This is a genomic window from Microcoleus sp. B3-A4, from assembly GCF_036705385.1.
In the GTDB taxonomy this organism is placed as follows: domain Bacteria; phylum Cyanobacteriota; class Cyanobacteriia; order Cyanobacteriales; family Microcoleaceae; genus Microcoleus.
Window position 1 is genome coordinate 16,514 of sequence record NZ_JAUBUI010000044.1, and the last position, 16,879, is coordinate 33,392.

A 16,879-nucleotide genomic window follows, 5' to 3' on the forward strand; every position below is an offset into this window, starting at 1 on the left:
CATTTTTTTCAACTTTAAGCTGTTTATTACCTATTACGTTTTTCCCTGGTTTAGTTTTCTACGAGCGGAGCTACTACTACGGTAATGTGACAGGTTGGCTTGCGGATTTGGTAGGCGCGACCTTGAGCGCGGGGTCTAAAGCGTTTGAGGACTGGGCCTTGGTCTGCGTAAGCTTGAGAAACTACCAGCTTGGATTTATCCAATCCTGCGTTGTGTTCGGCGTTGGCTACTGCCGATCGCAAAACCTTGACGATTGGTTCGCAGGCGCGGTAGGGCATGAATTCGAGCAAAATCAGCGCTTCTTGGTAGCTTTTGCCGCGAATTTGGTCGAGGACTCGGCGCACTTTGAAGGGGGATGTCCGGATGTAACGGGCGATCGCCTTAATTTCGGATGTGGTATCTATAACCATTTCGATTTGGGTAATTGGTAATTGGTAATTGGGAAAAAGGTAATTGGTAATTGGGAAAAAGCTTGTCCGACTACCTCTTACCTGTCACCTAATTCGGCTATCTTTTTGCCTTTTTATCACCACTTTTAGCGTGACCTCTAAAGGTACGAGTGGGGGAAAATTCTCCGAGTTTGTGACCTACCATTTGGTCGGTCAGGTAGACGGGTACGTGCTGTCTGCCGTTGTGAACGGCGATCGTGTGACCTACCATTTGGGGCAGGATTGTGGAAGAGCGCGACCAAGTTTTAATTACTTGTTTTTGGCCGGCGGCGTTGAGTTTTTCGATTTTTGTCATCAGAGCATCTGCGACAAAGGGCCCTTTTTTTAGCGATCGAGACATGATTTTTTTAGTAATTCAGGAGTCATTAGTCAGCTTTCAGCAGTCATTGGTCATCAGTCCTCAGTCATTAGTTAGCAGTTAATAACTAAGCACTGAAGACTGCTGACTGATGACTAGCTTTGTCTACCGCCCTTGCCGCGCTTGGAAGATTTGCGGCGGCGGCGGACGATTAAAGCGTCGCTGCGCTTGTTTTTGCGTCGAGTTTTTGCACCCAATGCTGGTTTACCCCAAGGAGTGACAGGCCCCGGACGTCCGATGGGAGCTCTGCCTTCGCCACCGCCGTGCGGGTGGTCTACCGGGTTCATGACACTACCGCGAACGGTGGGTCTGCGGCCTTTCCAGCGGGTGCGACCTGCTTTGCCGAGGCTGATGTTTCTGGCGTCTGTGTTGCCGACTTGACCAATAGTGGCATAGCAGTCGGCGCGGACTTTGCGCTGTTCGCCAGATGGCAGTTTAAGGGTAACGTAGCTACCTTCTTTTGCCATTAGCTGAGCGCTGGAGCCGGCGGAGCGAACGATTTGTCCGCCTTTTCCAGGTACTAGCTCGACGTTGTGGATGCTGGTACCGAGGGGAATGTTCTTCAGGGGCAGGGCGTTACCGATCTCGATCGGCGCGTCTGGGCCTGAGACAATTACTGTACCGACGTTTAAGTTGAGCGGGTGCAGGATGTACCGTTTTTCGCCGTCTTTGTAGAAAAGGAGGGCGATGCGGGCGTTGCGATTGGGGTCATATTCGATCGCCTTAACGGTAGCGGGAATGCTGTGTTTGTCGCGGCGGAAGTCGATGTCTCTATACAGCCGTTTGTGACCGCCTCCCCGGTGGCGACAGGTGATGACGCCTCGGTTGTTGCGGCCTTGTTTGGTGTGCTTGTTGCTAGTTAGAGACTTTTCTGGTTCTGATTTGGTAATTTCAGCGAAGTCCGAGACGGTTTGTTCTCGGGTGCTGGAGGTATAAGGTCGGTAAGAACGGATGCCCATAATCGATTTTAGATTTTAGATTTTAGATTTGGGATTTTGGACTTGGCGGTTTTGGATTTTAGATTTGGGATTATCAGTTAACTTGCTACCTTTCTGGGTTTGGTATTTTCACCAGTTAACCGCAATCTAAAATCTAAAATCTAAAATCCAAAATTGGCTAAACTTCTGGGAATAGGAGTTTGCGGATCGAGTCTCCGTCGGTCAGAGTTACGGTTGCTCGCTTGTAACAAGGTTTAAAGCCGACGAATTTGCCAACTCGACGCTTTTTGCGCGGCGGGTTTTGGGTATTGACGCCGATGACTTTGACCTTAAATAGTTCTTCGATTGCAGCTTTGATTTGAGGCTTCGTCGCTTTGGGGGCTACGTCGAATGTGAATTGATTTAATTCCATCATTCGGGTAGCTTTCTCGGTGAGAATCGGACGCTGGATCAAATCTGCGTAGTCGCGGGGGTCGATTTTACTCACCGTAAATCTCCTGAATTTTAGCTATGGCTGTAGATGTGACGATAATTTTGTCAGCCGCGAGAACGTCGTAAACATTCAGGGAGGTTGCCAAGATGACGTTTACTAATTCGATGTTGCGTCCTGATAAGTAGACGTTTGGTTGCGGTTCTGGCAAGATTAACAGAACTTTTGTATCGGGTTCGATGCCCCAGCGGGCGATCGCACTCAGCAATTCTTTGCTTTTCGGTCTAGGAAATTGCTCTGCAAATTCTTCAACCACAATGATGTCTTCGGTGCGACTTTGGAATGCTGTCCGCAAAGCGAGACGGCGTTCCTTTTTGTTCATTTTGACTTCAAAGTCTCTCGGTTTTGGTCCGAAGATGACACCGCCGCCCCGCCACAGCGGAGAACGGATAGAACCTGCTCTGGCTCGACCGGTGCCTTTTTGACGCCAGGGTTTGCGGCCACCGCCTCTAACTTCCGATCGAGTTTTGGTGCAAGCATTTCCTTGACGGGCGTTATTCAGTTGCCGCGTCAATGCTCTGTGAACGATGTGAGAAGCATTTTCTTCTTTGGCTACGCGCAGTTCTAAAGTTGTTTCCCCAACTTCTTCGCCTTGCCAATTTCGGACTACACAATTAACCATATCTTTTGTCCTTTGTCTGTTGTTAGTTGTCTGTTCTTAGTTGTCTGCCGTCTGTTGTCTGTCGTCTGTTGTCTGTTCTCAGGTCTTAGTTTTTAGCTCTTAGTTTTCAGCTTTTAGTTCTTAGTTATTGCTTGCTACTAACGGCCAACCACTATCTACTGACTGCTGACTACTGACTAATGACTACTGACTAACGTCCTACTTTTTTCTCAGGCACAACATTGACTAAGGCGCCAGCTTTGCCGGGAACTGCTCCCTTAATTAGCAGCAAATTCTGCTCTGTATCCACCCGGACAATTGTTAGTTTGCGGACGGTGACTTGAACGTTGCCCATACGTCCTGCCATTCTTTTACCGGGATAAACGCGACCAGGAGTAGTTCCAGGCCCGATCGATCCAGGCTCGCGGTGGTTCTTGGAACCGTGAGACATCGGGCCTCGTTTAAAGTTGTGGCGCTTTTGAAAACCTGCAAAACCTTTACCGATGCTGGTACCGATGACATCTACTATTTGTCCCGGTGTAAAGGTATCTGCTTTTAGTTGTTGACCTAATTCAAATGAACTGGTGTCTTCCAATCGGTATTCCTGCAAGTGGCGCAATGGATTCGCCCCCGACTTGGCAAGGTGTCCCAGTTCTGGCTTGTTGAGAGCCTTTGGTTTGACTTCGTTGTATCCAACTTGAACGGCACCGTAGCCGTCAGTTTGTTTTGTTTTGATTTGAGTTACTGTACAAGGCCCTGCTTGTATGACGGTGACGGGGATGGCTCTCCCTTCGGCGTCAAACACTTGAGTCATGCCTAGTTTAGTGCCAAGAATGCCTACAGACACGGATTTTCTTCCTTTTATTTACGCAAGAGGTTTCGGATTGCAAAGTTTTCGTCAATCCGCTTGCTCTTGTGCAGAAACATTTATTTCAGTGTTCCTGCAATTAACTGTTATCAACCAACAGCCTTCCTCGGTGTTTAAAATTGGAGTTTTAAATTTGGGAGCGAGCTTGTGGAAGTCTTGCAAGGGTTGAGATTCGCGGCTTTTTACCGACTCTATCTCCGAGTTTTGTCTCGGTCTTGCTTGTTTGCGCCAGGACTTGAGCAGCAAACTACTCAGTATCCTTTACGGCGACAATTCACAATAGTACATGAAGTGTTTGCCGTTTGTCAAGGCCGCGATGAGAATTTTTCGCCTCAACTTTAGGATTTATAATATTTCCAGCTCGCAAGCAGCGATCGACCAAATTTTGATACAGCAGGAAACACAAATTTATGGGACTGATTACGACGGGATCTGATCTGATTCGGGATTTGGAAAAGTCGGGGTCGCTGGCCCTGTACGTTCCTTTAGAAGGAGGATTTGAGGGGCGCTACCTCCGCAGGCTGAGGGCTGCCGGCTACGGTGGGTACACGATTTCGGCGCGGGGTTTGGGAGATTTGGCGATGTATTTAACGGGGGTTCACGGGGTGCGGCCGCCGCATTTGGGCAAGAAAACTACTGGCAATGAAGGGGCTGTGGGTTATACGTACTATGTGCCGCCGATTTTGCAAACTCAATTAGACAATTTGCCACCTAAAGCAAAAGGACTCGTGCTGTGGATTATTGAAGGGCAGATTTTGTCGAGTCAGGAGATTGAGTATTTGACTGTTTTGCCGACCTTAGAACCGCGAGTTAAAATAGCAGTGGAGATGGGGGGCGATCGAGCTTTTAGCTGGAAGCCACTTAAAGACGCTTTAGTTGCAGCTTAAATTCCGCTATTTGCGATCGCAAATCAACTAAAAAACGCAGCGAGCAACTAAAGCTCAACAGCTTCTGCTCGCTGGTTTTGATATTTTTGGGAAAAACTTAATTAACAGGAAAAATCTTATGCTTCAGAATCGCGATTATACCATAATCATTGACAAAAGCGGCAGTATGTACACAAAAGACCAGATGGGCGGTAAAACTCGGTGGGCGCTCATGCAAGAATCAACGATCGCATTGGCGAATAAATGCGAAGAACTTGATTCTGATGGCATAACAGTTTATGTATTTTCCGGTCGCTTCAAGCGATATGACAACGTAACATCAGCTAAAGTCGTGCAAATTTTCCAAGAAAACGAACCTTCTGGGACTACGAATTTAGCTGCTGTTCTGCAAGACGCTCTGAACAACTTTTTTCAGCGCAAAGCATCCGGTAAGACTAAGCAAAATGGGGAAACAATATTAGTGGTGACGGACGGGGAACCGGACGATCGCAAAGAAGTGATGAAAACGATTATAGAGGCTTCGCGGAAGCTCGATCGAGATGAAGAGTTGGCGATTTCTTTCATTCAAGTAGGGAATGCGCCGGAAGCTACTAAGTTTCTCAAGATATTGGATGACGAACTGCAAAGCGCCGGGGCTAAATTCGATATCGTTGATACTGTCACGATGGATGATATTGAAGGAATGACCCTGACGGAGGTATTGCTGAACGCAATAACTGATTGAGGGACGGGCGAAGTTCACGCGATTATATTTATGCCAGTTGGCTAAGCAGCATTTTTTAGAGGGGTTTAAGTTATGGAGTCAATCAATCGCCTGTTAGCTGAACTTAAGGCAGAGTATCAAGCGTCTCAAAAAATTGCTGACTTAAAAAGTCAGGCGTCGGTGCAAGCGCAAGCGCCGTCAACTCGAACATTTACAACATCAGATATAAATTTGTCTGCTCATCCTATGGATAAGGATTTAGCTCAAATTAAGGCTGAGTACGAAGCGCAAAATAAAGCTCAGGAAGTGGCTTCACTGGAACCGCTTAAGGCTGAGCACGAAGCACAAAATAAAGTTCAGGAAGTGGCTTCATTGGAACCGCAGCCAGCAGGAAAAGTCGCGGGGCCGCAGTTGGACGTACAAACGCACAGACAGAAAGTTAGGCAAGCTCAGGTTTGGCTAAAAAAGTTGGATAAGAATTCCGATGAGGGATATTGGTTCGATCAGTTTGCTTTTAGGTATTCTTCGAGGATAGATGCGGCGATCGACTATTTGCAAGCTGTGAATGAGTTTGATTGATTTAACTACACGTTATTCACAAATCGCCAGGACGTTTTTTGGTTAATTCCCCTTTCTATTTGTTGTAAAGACACGGCAGTGCCGTGTCTTTACAAAACGTACAATAAATATCCTTTGTATCACGCGGGATTCAAGATAAGGCACTGCCGTATACCTACAAATTGCCAGCAAATAAATATCATTTATAGGAACACATCACAGTTATTTCCTGTGGCTGCGACAACCACGGGGAGGATTTATCCTACACTAATTTTTGGGTCACAGATGTAGGATTCAACAAAAACCAAGCCGCCTTTCTTGCTGTATCTTCAGATAGCTGAATTTGTTTTAACTCAACAATACCTTCACTGATAAAAGTATCTCTCAAAGCAGCTTTTTCTCCACTGTTAAAAGTCGTTTCGTAAAACACTTCTCGAATTCCAGCCGCAATGACTAATTTCAAACAATAGATGCAGGGTTCTAAGGTGACGTAAATACTAGCCCCAGCAGTAGATATACCGTGTTTAGCAGCTTTGGCGATCGCATTTGCTTCCGCGTGAACCGCCCTTGATGGCAAAATTTTACTGGCGTCGCAGCTACTCAAACCAGGATAGCAGAAGCCTTGAGTTGTACAGTGTGCCGAACCTGACGGCGAACCGTTGTAACCCGTTGCTAAAACTTGCCTGTTTTTAGTTATCACTGCGCCTACAGGAAAAGCCAGACAAGTCGATCGAGTAGCGGCCAATTTTGCCAACATTAAGAAGTATTCGTCCCAACTCGGTCTTTCTTCTTCTAAATTCATCGTCTATCCTGGATGTATTGCTTGCTCGTTTTCAGACACTCGGCAGCCTTCTGCAATTCAATTCCCAAATAACCAATATGCTCGCCTTTGATAGCCGGGGAAGCCGCACAAATTTCTCGCACTAACTTGAGAGGGTTTTTTCCAGAATAACAGGTGACAACTTCGCCGCTGCCGGGGGTTGTTTGCGTGACAACTATCTGATTGTCAGCTACTTCAACTAAAAAATTGCCCGCTGCATCGAAAAAGTCTCGATCTTCGCAGATTTTAGCATATTGGGTTTGAATTAGTCGATCGGCATTTTCAAAGGTATCGTCATACAAGTGAGCCGATTGACTCAGCGTTACCAACGGGCCCATTGTCAAATTATAATCGGAACGCCTCGCAATTTCATCGCGAATGTGCTGCTGCAAAGCCCGCAAACCCATTGCGTTTGCCGGCCAAGCCGCAAACATATCGTTACTGCGGAGAGTTGCTGTTAGCGATATTTCCTCATCCACAACTCGCACCCAAATGTGATTTAAACAAGGACTGCCGCTGTGCTGGTGGTCCGAGGAACCGTCAGACCTTCTGTTAATATTTCCGCCGGCATCCCACAAACTAATTACAGCACTTGCTGCGTCAATTTCCTTAATTAGTTTGACAATAACTTCTTCAATTTGATCGCGTCCGAACCACGACCTCATTCGCTGTGCGTAGGTATATTTAATGCCTTCGCTATACGGGGCATCTTCCAGCATTTGCGGTTTGTACTGTTCGAGGAAATCACGGTCTATTGGTAAGTAATTCGGTTCAGGAAAATAGAACTCTGCAGGTTCATCTGTAATAACTGCCATTAAGTCGATTAATTCTTGCCACTGTCCGTCGTAACCAGTCGGCCGCAAAGTGCCGGTGGTCTTAATTCGGTGGATAATTTTTACCCAAGTTTCGGCGATAGTTTTGCCTTCGATTCTATGTCCGTATTTCTGACCGGGGAGTACAGTCGGGACGATTTCGACTAACGGAAAAGTTACGGTTTCTCCCCAAGGTTCAACAGATTCTTTTTGGGCAAAAGACTTGACAATAGTCACTGTTTCTGCTATGTTTTTGGCTTCTTTCCATTCTATTTTATGACGCAATAGTTCTAAGGCTTCTGCTGCTATTTCAATATCAATGTAGCCAAATATTGAAGATTTAATTAGCCAGCAATCTCTACCAGTATCGCTTTTGCCTGCTTCAAAGCCGTTGCGAAAAAAGTCGAGCAAGCACGCTGCCGCACCCGAATTGCGGTCTTCTTTGGTAGCGTTGAGAATTACTAAAAAGCGGACGTGGGGATTGCACAGCAAGTTTCTAATTAAGAAGTTGATGCCGCGAGTAGGAGAGTACAGTTGTCCGATGACCGCAAATTCGTTGGGTTGTAAATGTTTGCCGATCGCACTTTTGACTGTCCAGCCACTGACAATGGCTGTTTGCCCCGTTCCGCAAATTAATTGATTTGGTTTGTATAGGGGTTTGTACTCAAATTTATTGACGAGATTTGTGGCTGTCATGGTTTACCGTTTTTTGAACCGCGTACTACTATATCAATAGTTTGGATGGTTTGAAGGGGCGCTATCAATCATCTTTATGCTGCCGCTGCAATGATTTGTTATGCTGCGTCAACGCTGATCGTTGCCTGAATGTCTTTTACAGCGATCGCCTTCAGCGGAATTGAAATCACAAACTCTGTACCTTCACCTAAAGTTGAGTTAACTTCTAGAGTTCCAGAGTGTTTCTGGACTACGATTTGACGAGCGATCGCCAATCCTAGGCCTGTTCCTTGCCCCACGCCTTTGGTGGTAAACAGATGCTCAAAGATTTTTGGCTTCACCGCATCCGTCATCCCAATCCCATTATCCTGAATTTGGATCACTACCTGAGATTCCGACAATTGGGTCTTGACAGTAATCTGGTTGGGTTTGGCTTTGATCTGAGCAAAACTTCGTCCTTGATTTGATTCCTCAAGGGCATCGATCGCATTTGCCAGCACATTCATAAATACCTGATTCAACTGTCCCGCAAAGCATTCTACCTGGGGCAGATCGCCATAGTCTGTGATGACTTGAATTTCCGGGCGACATTCGTTGGCTTTGAGGCGATGCTTGAGAATCAACAGCGTGCTGTCAATGCCGTCGTGGATATTGCAAGTAATTGGGAGTTCGCAATCCGAACGCGAGAAGGTTCTTAGACTGGTGCTGAGTGTGCAAATGCGATCGACTCCTTCTTGCATCGAATCGATTAACTTGGGTAAATCCTCTTGTAAGTATTGCAAGTCTATTTCCTCCAGGAATGCCTGTAGCGTGGCACTTGGATAAGGGAGTTCTTTTTGATAGAGAGCGATTGCTTGAAAGAGGTCTTTAATATAGTCCTGAGCGGGTTTCAGATTGCCAGCAATAAAGCCAAGCGGGTTATTAATCTCGTGCGCGACACCCGCCACTAAATTGCCCAAAGCAGACATCTTTTCGGTGTGGACTAAGTGACACTGAGACTGTTGCAGTTGTGTGAAGGCTGCTTCTAAATCAGCCGTTTGCTCAGCTACACGCTGTTCAAGATTTTTAGTTAACTGCCGTAGCTGCAAATGAGTTTTCACCCGTGCTAGCATCTCCTTTTCTTGAAAGGGTTTGGTGATGTAGTCCACAGCACCCAAGTCAAATCCTTTCTCCTTACTATCGGCATCGGAGAGAGCAGTCATAAAAATGATCGGAATGCTGGCTGTGGTGGGATCTGCCTTCAGACGTTGGCAGGTTTCAAAGCCGTCAATTCCTGGCATTTGAACATCGAGCAAGATCAGATCGGGACGATAAACTTGGACTCGCTTAAGAGCGCGATCGCCGTTGATTGCGGTTGCTACTTCGTACCCCGCATCACTTAAAGTTTCACAAACCACTTCTAAGTTCGCAGGGGTATCATCCACCACCAGAATTAATTCAGGACTAGACATCGGCTTTTTTCTCTGTGAGGTGTTGTTGTAGCAACTCTTCAATTTCTTCGTCTTTAAATTGCTTGGCAAGCTGAAGAATTTGTGATGCAAAATCAGCGTAGCGAGGGTTAGAGCGAGCAAGATGCTCTGCGTGTTCTCGTAGCCGTTTTAAGTTGCCTTGCTGTGCCAGTTGTAGTAACGCCCTTAACTCTAAAGTCGAAGGAATAATCCCTTCAGGCTTCTCTAATGCAGTCGTTGGAGTGGATAACCCTGAGTCGTTTGAGGCTGTCATTTCATATTTCCACTTTAATTCCAAATGAGTGGCTAAGAGGTTAAATAATTCACTGACTTCCACTGGCTTGGCCAGGAAATCATTTCCCCCTGCATCTAAACTCATCTGTTGATAGGCTTGTGATACTGATGCAGAAGAGACAAGGATCTTCTGGTGTTGCAAATCATTTGCACTGCGAATTTGTTTGAGCAGTTCAAAGCCATCCATGACTGGCATTGCCAAGTCTGTAATCACTAAGTCAGGTTGAGACTGTCGTATTTTTTCCAATCCTTCTTGTCCATTTTCGGCCTCACTAACTTGGAATCCTAGTGGCTCTAACAAGTTGAAGAGAACGGCTCGGTTTTCCCACCGATCGTCTACAACAAGAATGCTGCGTCGTTGTCCTTCGTAACCAATAATTTGTTTTCCAGTTGTGAGGGAGTTTTGCTCGGCCCAATCGGTGGCGATCGCCATTTCCACCTCAAAAAAGAACTCACTGCCGACTCCGGGTTGGCTTGTAACTTGGATTTTTCCGTTCATGAGTTGGACAATCCTTTGGCTGATCGCCAATCCTAAACCCGTACCCTCGACTTGGCGCTGGCGATCGCCCACTTGTTCAAAAGCCTGAAAAATTTTATCCAAATGATCGGGCGCAATTCCTACGCCCGTATCCTCAACTTGAAATTTGAAAGAGCGAGTGGACGGATTGGGATGATTCTCAACTACGGCAACCTTGAGCGTGACACAACCTTTGTCGGTGAATTTAATCGCATTTCCCACCAAGTTGAGTAACACCTGACGCAGCCGTTTTTCATCGGCAAAAATCCCTTCAGGCAACTGCGGAGCGGGCTGGTAAACGAAGTTAATGCCTTTTTGGTCGGCACGAATGCCGCAGATTTCAGCGACACCTTGGAGGAATGAGGGAAAGTGAATCCCTTTAGGTGTGAGTTCTAATTTGCCGGCTTCAATTTTGGACAAGTCCAACACATCGTTAATCAGCGTCAGCAAATGAGAACCGCACTGGTGAATGATTTCTACCCCATGACGTTCTTTTGCTGGCAATGCGCTGCTGCGGTTGAGGATTTGAGCATAGCCCAAAATACCGTTGAGAGGAGTGCGAAGTTCGTGGCTCATGTTGGCGAGAAATTCGCTTTTTGCTTTGTTGGCATTGTCTGCAGCTTCCTTTGCATACTTGAGTTCGGCGGTGCGTTTTTCAACTCGCTGTTCAAGCTGCTGGTTAGTTTGCTCTAGGGCGGTGAAGGAATCGCGCAACTGCTGCGCCATTCGGTTAAAAGATTGAGCAAGTACACCCAGTTCTTTAACGCCAGAGGTTTCGACGTTTTGGTCGAGTTTTCCTTCGGCGATCGCTTCCGATGCGTGACTTAGCAGCAAAATGGGTCGAGCAATCCAGCGCGAGGTGTAGATACCCAAAACGGTTGCCAGCCCTAATGCGCCTAAGCACAGCCAAATCGTGTTGACTGTGTTGGCATTAATTCGTCCCATGAAATCTGATTCCGGCATGGCGACTACTACGAGCCAGTCCAATCCCCATTCGTCCTGCCAGGGAGTTACTTGAACAAACTCCCGCTCACCCTGGAGCTGAAAGTCTAGGCGCTGGATGGTTTGAATGGTTTTCAGATCGCCGAAGCGATCGCGGAGATACTTGGACGTGGCTTGAATTAGGGCATCCTTACTCTCAAAGCCCCGCAGTCGCTGAGGTTTGCCGTTGGTCACTGAAAACACGGGCGCATCGCTAGAGCTGGCAACGATTAATCCGTTGCGCTCCAGAATGAACACTTTGCTGGATTGACTAACCTTAATTCCACGTAAAAAGTCACTAATTTGCGAAAGGCGCTGCTCCACCCCCACGCTGCCGATCAACTGACCATTCTTGTCATAGATGGGGCGACTCGTGGCGATCGACAACGGGTAGTTATTAGTCTCCCATTGATAGATCTCGCTCCACCCTGGCTTGCCCGTCTCGACACCTTTGGCGTACCAGCCTTCTTTCTGGAACTGATACGCTTTGGTGATTTCAAACATTTTAGTTGGCTTGCTTTGGTCATTCGTAATGTAGTTGTACAAATCTGGATTGCCGTACCGCTTCGGTAGCACCAGGCTAATGTCAGGATTGCCGTGGTTCGGGATGGTTGACTCGCGGTAATATCCCGATGCGATAAAGTCCCCCGTTTTAGACCCGTACAGGATATAGCCAACGTTGTAGGTTTTTACCTGCTTGGCAAAGAATTGAGCTAGGCGATCGGCATCCTGTAAGTTCAACAATCCCAAGTCAATTTGCTCGCCGTTGATTTGGGTCAAATAGCGGGTTGCAGCGGCATAGCTGTCGAGGTGCTGATCCACACGGTTACTCACCTCGGTTTGCAAGTTAGTCGCTAGCTCATTCACTGCTTTTTGTCCATTTCGCAGCGACAGATACCCTGTTAATCCTACGGCTGCGAAGATTTGCAGGATGAATGGAACAACCAGACCAGTTCGCAGGGGAACCTTACTAAAGCCTTTAGGCGCAGCAATTGTGGACTTCGACAGCATAGCGTTCAAAACAGTAAAGATAGGGTACAGGCCTGAGAGTTCCCAAACTTGGTTTAGAGGCACCAGATTTTATCTGCAATAAACAGGAAAAATATCGGCTTCGGTTGGATTTGTAAAAAAGCATTGCGGTTATAGTTTTCTAGCGTCAAATTCCGCACCGCTTGGTAGCGGAAATAGGCACCGACGCTAACAATTAATGTCCTACCTCCAACGACCCGTCGCATTAGCAAGTTGCGAGTCGCTTTCTCTTTTTCACGGAGAGCAACAATGGCTGAGTTGGATGTGCCGTTGGTTGGTGGAGTGGCTGGGAGACTGCGATCGGCTCGGATCTATTAGCCGAGTGTGATTTTTAGTAAATCCGGCGATCGTTCTGGCTCAAATTTAAAGGCGATCGCACTCCACCAAAAATCTCTCAACCCCATCCCAGTCGAAGACTACCACTTATAGAAAATCGCATAGAAAGGCCAGGACTTCTAGTTGTGGGATGAATCTGCTGACCCTCAAGGATCAGTTCTTTTCAGTCTACGCCTCAGTCCCCTAATCAGAGCTCTTAGCACAACAGGTTTGATTTCTCACTTCTGGGTCGCAATATTTCTTTAGTAATTCCTTCTCTTCTTGAGTGAGGCCAAACGTAATAAATATATCGGGCTTGGGCATGGACAGATACCACAGTTATAGATACCTTAATTATAGTGGTTAAGGTATTAAACCACTTTACAATCTAGAAACAACTCTGTATTTGTAGGTGCGGGAGAAAAATAATTAACTGTGATCCCCCGGGCTCAGACCTCTTTTGCAAACACCCCTGTTAACAAGTCTAGCGCTGCTTTGGTTGCTAAGTAAACGCCATAATTCGGCAACATCAAACTTGTAACAGACGAAGAAAAATGGATTACCCGTCCATTATCATGAAGTCAAGTTGCCGCCTCTTTCCAACCCAGAAAAATGCCTTTGCCGTTGATTTGAAAAAGCGGCACCTTATATATCAATTCCGAGCGACTGTATCAATACTTTAAAGTTACTTTTAGCTCTATCTTAAACTCGCTTTGTTCGCTCCCACCTTCTGATTAACCCCAGTCTTAAGCTAAAATTTCTCACCTTTAGTTGCTCTTTTTATGGTTTTAATAAATTAGTTTAACAAATACCTCACTCAAGCCAACAATTCACTGACAGCTACGCTAAAACCTGCAAGCACACTTTGAGTGTTAACAACTTCATCCGCATTAAACAGCCGCCAGCGTTGCCCTGCATTCACAAATATTAATCTAGCTTCAGGAAATAGCAACCAAACCTCTAAACATCCCGATTCCAAATATTCCTGACCTTTCGCAAATAAATCTTCGCCGCTATCTTCGGGGGAAGCAACTTCCGCTATCAAAGGGAAGCTTTGGGAAAATGCTGTAAAATTGCCCGATGGCGGCAGGAGGTCAGGAGTGATGTAAGCAACATCGGGACGGCGACCCTGTTTGTTAGTGCGGCAAAGTATTTCGGTAAGAACTTCTCCTCCCTGTCCGCTGGAGTCTTTATAATTTCCCCAGAAACGGGCTAATTTAGATTGAGCTAGACTGTGCTTGAATGTCATGCCTGTTTTCTCCACTAAGTTGCCGTCAACCCACTCCATTCTATCAGCAGGCTTGACTAAAAACTTTTCGAGAAATATGACTTTTTCAGGTGCAGATTCTGGCTGATTCTCTGCTATAATTTCTGATTTTTGCAGTAATTCTGGCTCTAACTTTTGGTCGGCATTTTGGGGCGAAATTGTAGTATCTGTCACAAGCGCAACCTCTATTTAATGATTTTAAGTTTACACACGATCGCTCTCGCTCGCATCTTTATGATCTTATTGAATTTGGCAGGGCGAGTGGATATCAGCTATCTAGAAAAAACAATTTTTGTCTTTTCAACTTAGCCCTACAATTTATATATCATAGCAATTGACAAAGGTGACTTTCATGATTCTCTCAAACCGTTTTTCTGAAGCCCTCACCTATGCCGCCGAATTGCACGCTACCCAAGTTCGCAAAGGTTCCGGCGTTCCCTACATTGCCCATTTGTTGGGCACGGCTAGTATAGCTTTAGAATATGGGGCAAATGAAGATGAGGCGATCGCAGCTTTGCTTCACGATGCGATCGAAGATCAAGGCGGCGCCACCACCCGCGAAGCCATCCGCCGCCGCTTTGGCGATACCGTCACAGCGATTGTAGACGGCTGTACTGACAGTGACGAGACGCCGAAACCCCCTTGGCGACAGCGAAAACAAGCTTATATCGATCGCATTTCTACAGCTTCTGCCTCAGTGAGATTAGTCTCGGCTGCTGATAAACTTTATAATGTTCGATCGATCCTGAAAGATTCCCGTCAATTGGGCGACGTTGTTTGGGAACGCTTCAAAGGTGGCAAAGAGGGTTCTCTCTGGTATTATCGTTCTTTAGTAGAAGCATTCCGCCAATCGGAGTTAACGCCTATAGTGGAAGAATTAGACCGCACAGTTTTAGAACTGGAACAGTTTTCTGAAAGCTGAAGGCTGAAGGTAAAAAGCACTAATTATCAATTACCAATTACAATTAAAAAATGGCAAATGTTCGCTTAGAAAATATTACCCGACGCTACCAAAACGTCACCGCGATCGAAAATATCAGTTTCAAAATCCCGGACGGAGAATTTTGGGTATTAGTCGGCCCGTCCGGCTGCGGTAAATCGACAATTATGCGGACAATTGCAGGTTTAGAAACCGCCACTTCCGGCAATCTTTACATCGGAGATAATTTAGTTAACAACATTCCGGCGAGACAGCGGGATGTAGCAATGGTGTTTCAAAATTACGCGCTTTACCCGCACATGACTGTCGGCGAAAATCTGGCTTTTGGATTGCGGATGCGGAATGTTGACCCGACTACAATTCAAGAACGAGTCGAAACAGTGGCGCGATCGCTCTCGATCGACCACCTCCTCAAGCGCAAGCCCAAACAGCTATCAGGCGGACAGCAGCAGCGGGTAGCACTGGGAAGGGCGATCGCCCGCGAACCGAAAGTATTCCTTTTAGATGAACCGCTTTCTAACCTCGATGCTCAACTGCGAGACGACACTAGAGCAGAACTCAAACAACTGCATCAACGGCTGGGAATTACCACAATTTACGTCACCCACGACCAAGTGGAAGCGATGACTTTAGCTGATAAGATTGTAGTCTTAAATGGGGGAAAAATTCAACAAATTGGAGACCCACAAAGCATTTATGCCAAACCAGCTAACCGCATGGTTGCCACATTTTTAGGCAATCCCGCCATGAACATTTTGCCTGCAATTTATACTAACGAATCCTTTCAAGTGGGAAATCAATATTTACCCTGTCCGCCCTCCATTCAGAAAAAATTGCAGGCGAGAGAAGGACAAGCATTTGATTTGGGCATCCGTCCAGAAAATATAGAAATCTTTACCCCACAAAGAGTAGAAGATGATGATTTGAAAACAGATGTTTGGGCCTTAGAAAAAGTCCCCCTCGATGTAGAGGTAAAAGTAGTGGAACCTCTGGGGCGAGAAACTTTAATTCGGGCGAGTTTGCCTTTGGTGAGCGCTGAAACTACTGTACAGGTGCAAGTACCTGCGAGTGTTCGCTTGCGATCGGGCGATCGGCTGAAGGTACAGCTTGACTTTGATCGACTATTTATATTTGACCCTTCCACCGGTGAAGCGCTGTATCCTTAACGGGCTTTAACAGGACTTACCCACAGTTAGTCAGCAACCAGGTTTTTATTAGTCGCAGTGGGTAAGTTCTGTTCAATCTCAAATCTCAAATAGACTGAGCCTTCCACTGGGAAAGTCTCGATTCCTAGTTACAAAACTTTACACTTGACATTTATTAATTTACGAAGTAATGATACAATTAGTATTAGCACAACGGAAAAACGTCCCTCCAAAAGCCGATCTTTCCTGACTCAGGGCGATCGCGACTCACAACGCAAGGATCTTCCCGCTAAGAAGCGACTTTACGCCCTCACTTGGGAGCAACTAGCGAACCAAAAACTCAGAAAAACGTTCTAGCGGCATTTTTAGATGAACCCCGACAACCTGCCTCAAATGCTGCACACAGGATTTCACCTAACTTTAGGTGCAACTTCCTTTTTAATTGAGACATTGCAAGATCCCCTGAAGCGAGAAGAAAATCTTGACAAACTGAAGTCAGATTTTGGCCAGCTAGCCGATGAGCTGCTGGAAAAAGGAGAAATGACTGAGCGAGAAGCCCGGAATTTTGTAGATACTATTTTCTCTCAACCGGACGATCGGGAGAATGCAGAGAGCGAATCTGTCTCGCCCAAGCAATCGGATGAAACGACTGATGCTCCTCCCGAGTCGGTTGTACAGCCTAACGTAAAGCTAGAGATTGAAGAATTAACTGCACAGATGGCAGCGCTGAGGACCGAATTGGAAAATTTGCGTGTCAAAAATTCCCAGCATTAAAGAATCAAGA

At 46.3% G+C, this 16,879-nt stretch carries 18 protein-coding genes; 7 read left to right on the forward strand and 11 right to left on the reverse strand.

The window, feature by feature from the left end; genetic code table 11:
• Positions 1-50: 50 nt before the first annotated feature.
• The 6 genes from rplV to rplC all read right to left on the reverse strand — a co-directional run bounded on the left by rplV (position 51) and on the right by rplC (position 3,683).
• On the reverse strand, positions 51-410 hold the full coding sequence (gene rplV / locus QUB33_RS17890; protein WP_006634996.1) for a 50S ribosomal protein L22: 360 nt from the start codon (positions 408-410) through the stop codon (positions 51-53).
• A gap of 97 nt (positions 411-507) precedes the next feature.
• Positions 508-789, reverse strand: coding sequence for a 30S ribosomal protein S19 (gene rpsS / locus QUB33_RS17895; RefSeq protein WP_006634997.1), 282 nt, complete (start codon positions 787-789; stop codon positions 508-510).
• A gap of 113 nt (positions 790-902) precedes the next feature.
• Entirely contained in the window at positions 903-1,766 is an 864-nt protein-coding gene (gene rplB, locus QUB33_RS17900; RefSeq protein ID WP_333039612.1) for a 50S ribosomal protein L2, read from the reverse strand.
• A 157-nt stretch (positions 1,767-1,923) separates the two neighbouring features.
• Entirely contained in the window at positions 1,924-2,232 is a 309-nt protein-coding gene (locus QUB33_RS17905; protein WP_006634999.1) for a 50S ribosomal protein L23, read from the reverse strand.
• Positions 2,225-2,857, reverse strand: a complete 633-nt coding sequence (rplD, locus tag QUB33_RS17910; protein ID WP_190657994.1) for a 50S ribosomal protein L4 — start codon at positions 2,855-2,857, stop codon at positions 2,225-2,227. Before rplD ends, QUB33_RS17905 begins: the two co-directional genes overlap by 8 nt.
• A gap of 190 nt (positions 2,858-3,047) precedes the next feature.
• Entirely contained in the window at positions 3,048-3,683 is a 636-nt protein-coding gene (gene rplC / locus QUB33_RS17915; RefSeq protein WP_333039608.1) for a 50S ribosomal protein L3, read from the reverse strand.
• A 431-nt stretch (positions 3,684-4,114) separates the two neighbouring features.
• On the opposite strand from rplC, the gene QUB33_RS17920 reads away from it, so the two are divergent.
• The 3 genes from QUB33_RS17920 (at position 4,115) to QUB33_RS17930 (ending at position 5,873) form a co-directional block, all read left to right on the forward strand.
• Complete coding sequence (locus tag QUB33_RS17920) at positions 4,115-4,591, forward strand: NAD(P)H-quinone oxidoreductase subunit N (RefSeq protein ID WP_333142829.1); 477 nt, start codon at positions 4,115-4,117, stop codon at positions 4,589-4,591.
• Positions 4,592-4,709: 118 nt separating this feature from the next.
• On the forward strand, positions 4,710-5,315 hold the full coding sequence (locus QUB33_RS17925; RefSeq protein WP_333352055.1) for a VWA domain-containing protein: 606 nt from the start codon (positions 4,710-4,712) through the stop codon (positions 5,313-5,315).
• A gap of 72 nt (positions 5,316-5,387) precedes the next feature.
• The gene (locus tag QUB33_RS17930; protein ID WP_333352056.1) at positions 5,388-5,873 is read left to right on the forward strand and encodes a salt stress protein, Slr1339 family; all 486 of its coding nucleotides are present in this window, start codon (positions 5,388-5,390) and stop codon (positions 5,871-5,873) included.
• Positions 5,874-6,114: 241 nt separating this feature from the next.
• On the opposite strand, the gene QUB33_RS17935 is transcribed toward QUB33_RS17930, so the two are convergent.
• The 4 genes from QUB33_RS17935 to QUB33_RS17950 all read right to left on the reverse strand — a co-directional run bounded on the left by QUB33_RS17935 (position 6,115) and on the right by QUB33_RS17950 (position 12,410).
• Positions 6,115-6,654, reverse strand: coding sequence for a dCMP deaminase family protein (locus QUB33_RS17935; RefSeq protein WP_333352058.1), 540 nt, complete (start codon positions 6,652-6,654; stop codon positions 6,115-6,117).
• Entirely contained in the window at positions 6,651-8,180 is a 1,530-nt protein-coding gene (locus tag QUB33_RS17940) for a thymidylate synthase (protein WP_333352060.1), read from the reverse strand. The genes QUB33_RS17935 and QUB33_RS17940 overlap by 4 nt, the downstream gene beginning before the upstream one ends.
• Before the next feature lie 98 nt (positions 8,181-8,278).
• Entirely contained in the window at positions 8,279-9,610 is a 1,332-nt protein-coding gene (locus QUB33_RS17945; RefSeq protein WP_333352062.1) for a response regulator, read from the reverse strand.
• Positions 9,603-12,410 (reverse strand): ATP-binding protein, encoded by a 2,808-nt coding sequence (locus QUB33_RS17950; protein WP_333352101.1) that lies wholly within the window; start codon positions 12,408-12,410, stop codon positions 9,603-9,605. The genes QUB33_RS17945 and QUB33_RS17950 overlap by 8 nt, the downstream gene beginning before the upstream one ends.
• 196 nt (positions 12,411-12,606) lie before the next feature.
• Between QUB33_RS17950 and QUB33_RS17955 the strand changes: the two genes are divergently transcribed.
• Positions 12,607-12,756 (forward strand): hypothetical protein, encoded by a 150-nt coding sequence (locus tag QUB33_RS17955; protein WP_333352064.1) that lies wholly within the window; start codon positions 12,607-12,609, stop codon positions 12,754-12,756.
• Positions 12,757-13,560: 804 nt separating this feature from the next.
• Here QUB33_RS17955 and QUB33_RS17960 read toward each other — a convergent pair.
• Entirely contained in the window at positions 13,561-14,184 is a 624-nt protein-coding gene (locus tag QUB33_RS17960; RefSeq protein WP_333352066.1) for a Uma2 family endonuclease, read from the reverse strand.
• Positions 14,185-14,362: 178 nt separating this feature from the next.
• On the opposite strand from QUB33_RS17960, the gene QUB33_RS17965 reads away from it, so the two are divergent.
• The 3 genes from QUB33_RS17965 to QUB33_RS17975 all read left to right on the forward strand — a co-directional run bounded on the left by QUB33_RS17965 (position 14,363) and on the right by QUB33_RS17975 (position 16,869).
• The gene (locus tag QUB33_RS17965; RefSeq protein WP_333352069.1) at positions 14,363-14,932 is read left to right on the forward strand and encodes an HD domain-containing protein; all 570 of its coding nucleotides are present in this window, start codon (positions 14,363-14,365) and stop codon (positions 14,930-14,932) included.
• A 50-nt stretch (positions 14,933-14,982) separates the two neighbouring features.
• The gene (locus tag QUB33_RS17970) at positions 14,983-16,116 is read left to right on the forward strand and encodes an ABC transporter ATP-binding protein (RefSeq protein ID WP_333352071.1); all 1,134 of its coding nucleotides are present in this window, start codon (positions 14,983-14,985) and stop codon (positions 16,114-16,116) included.
• 348 nt (positions 16,117-16,464) lie between these two features.
• Entirely contained in the window at positions 16,465-16,869 is a 405-nt protein-coding gene (locus QUB33_RS17975; RefSeq protein WP_333352073.1) for a hypothetical protein, read from the forward strand.
• The last annotated feature ends 10 nt before the right edge of the window (positions 16,870-16,879 follow it).

Coding starts and splice junctions, on each gene's coding strand:
- QUB33_RS17970 (WP_333352071.1), top strand. CDS start 14,983: ATGGCAAATGTTCGCTTAGAAAATATTACCCGACGCTACCAAAACGTC.
- QUB33_RS17940 (WP_333352060.1), bottom strand. CDS start 8,180: ATGACAGCCACAAATCTCGTCAATAAATTTGAGTACAAACCCCTATAC.
- rplD (WP_190657994.1), bottom strand. CDS start 2,857: ATGGTTAATTGTGTAGTCCGAAATTGGCAAGGCGAAGAAGTTGGGGAA.
- QUB33_RS17945 (WP_333352062.1), bottom strand. CDS start 9,610: ATGTCTAGTCCTGAATTAATTCTGGTGGTGGATGATACCCCTGCGAAC.
- QUB33_RS17930 (WP_333352056.1), top strand. CDS start 5,388: ATGGAGTCAATCAATCGCCTGTTAGCTGAACTTAAGGCAGAGTATCAA.
- QUB33_RS17950 (WP_333352101.1), bottom strand. CDS start 12,410: ATGCTGTCGAAGTCCACAATTGCTGCGCCTAAAGGCTTTAGTAAGGTT.
- QUB33_RS17955 (WP_333352064.1), top strand. CDS start 12,607: ATGTCCTACCTCCAACGACCCGTCGCATTAGCAAGTTGCGAGTCGCTT.
- QUB33_RS17935 (WP_333352058.1), bottom strand. CDS start 6,654: ATGAATTTAGAAGAAGAAAGACCGAGTTGGGACGAATACTTCTTAATG.
- QUB33_RS17975 (WP_333352073.1), top strand. CDS start 16,465: ATGAACCCCGACAACCTGCCTCAAATGCTGCACACAGGATTTCACCTA.
- QUB33_RS17925 (WP_333352055.1), top strand. CDS start 4,710: ATGCTTCAGAATCGCGATTATACCATAATCATTGACAAAAGCGGCAGT.
- QUB33_RS17920 (WP_333142829.1), top strand. CDS start 4,115: ATGGGACTGATTACGACGGGATCTGATCTGATTCGGGATTTGGAAAAG.
- QUB33_RS17965 (WP_333352069.1), top strand. CDS start 14,363: ATGATTCTCTCAAACCGTTTTTCTGAAGCCCTCACCTATGCCGCCGAA.
- rplB (WP_333039612.1), bottom strand. CDS start 1,766: ATGGGCATCCGTTCTTACCGACCTTATACCTCCAGCACCCGAGAACAA.
- rplV (WP_006634996.1), bottom strand. CDS start 410: ATGGTTATAGATACCACATCCGAAATTAAGGCGATCGCCCGTTACATC.
- rpsS (WP_006634997.1), bottom strand. CDS start 789: ATGTCTCGATCGCTAAAAAAAGGGCCCTTTGTCGCAGATGCTCTGATG.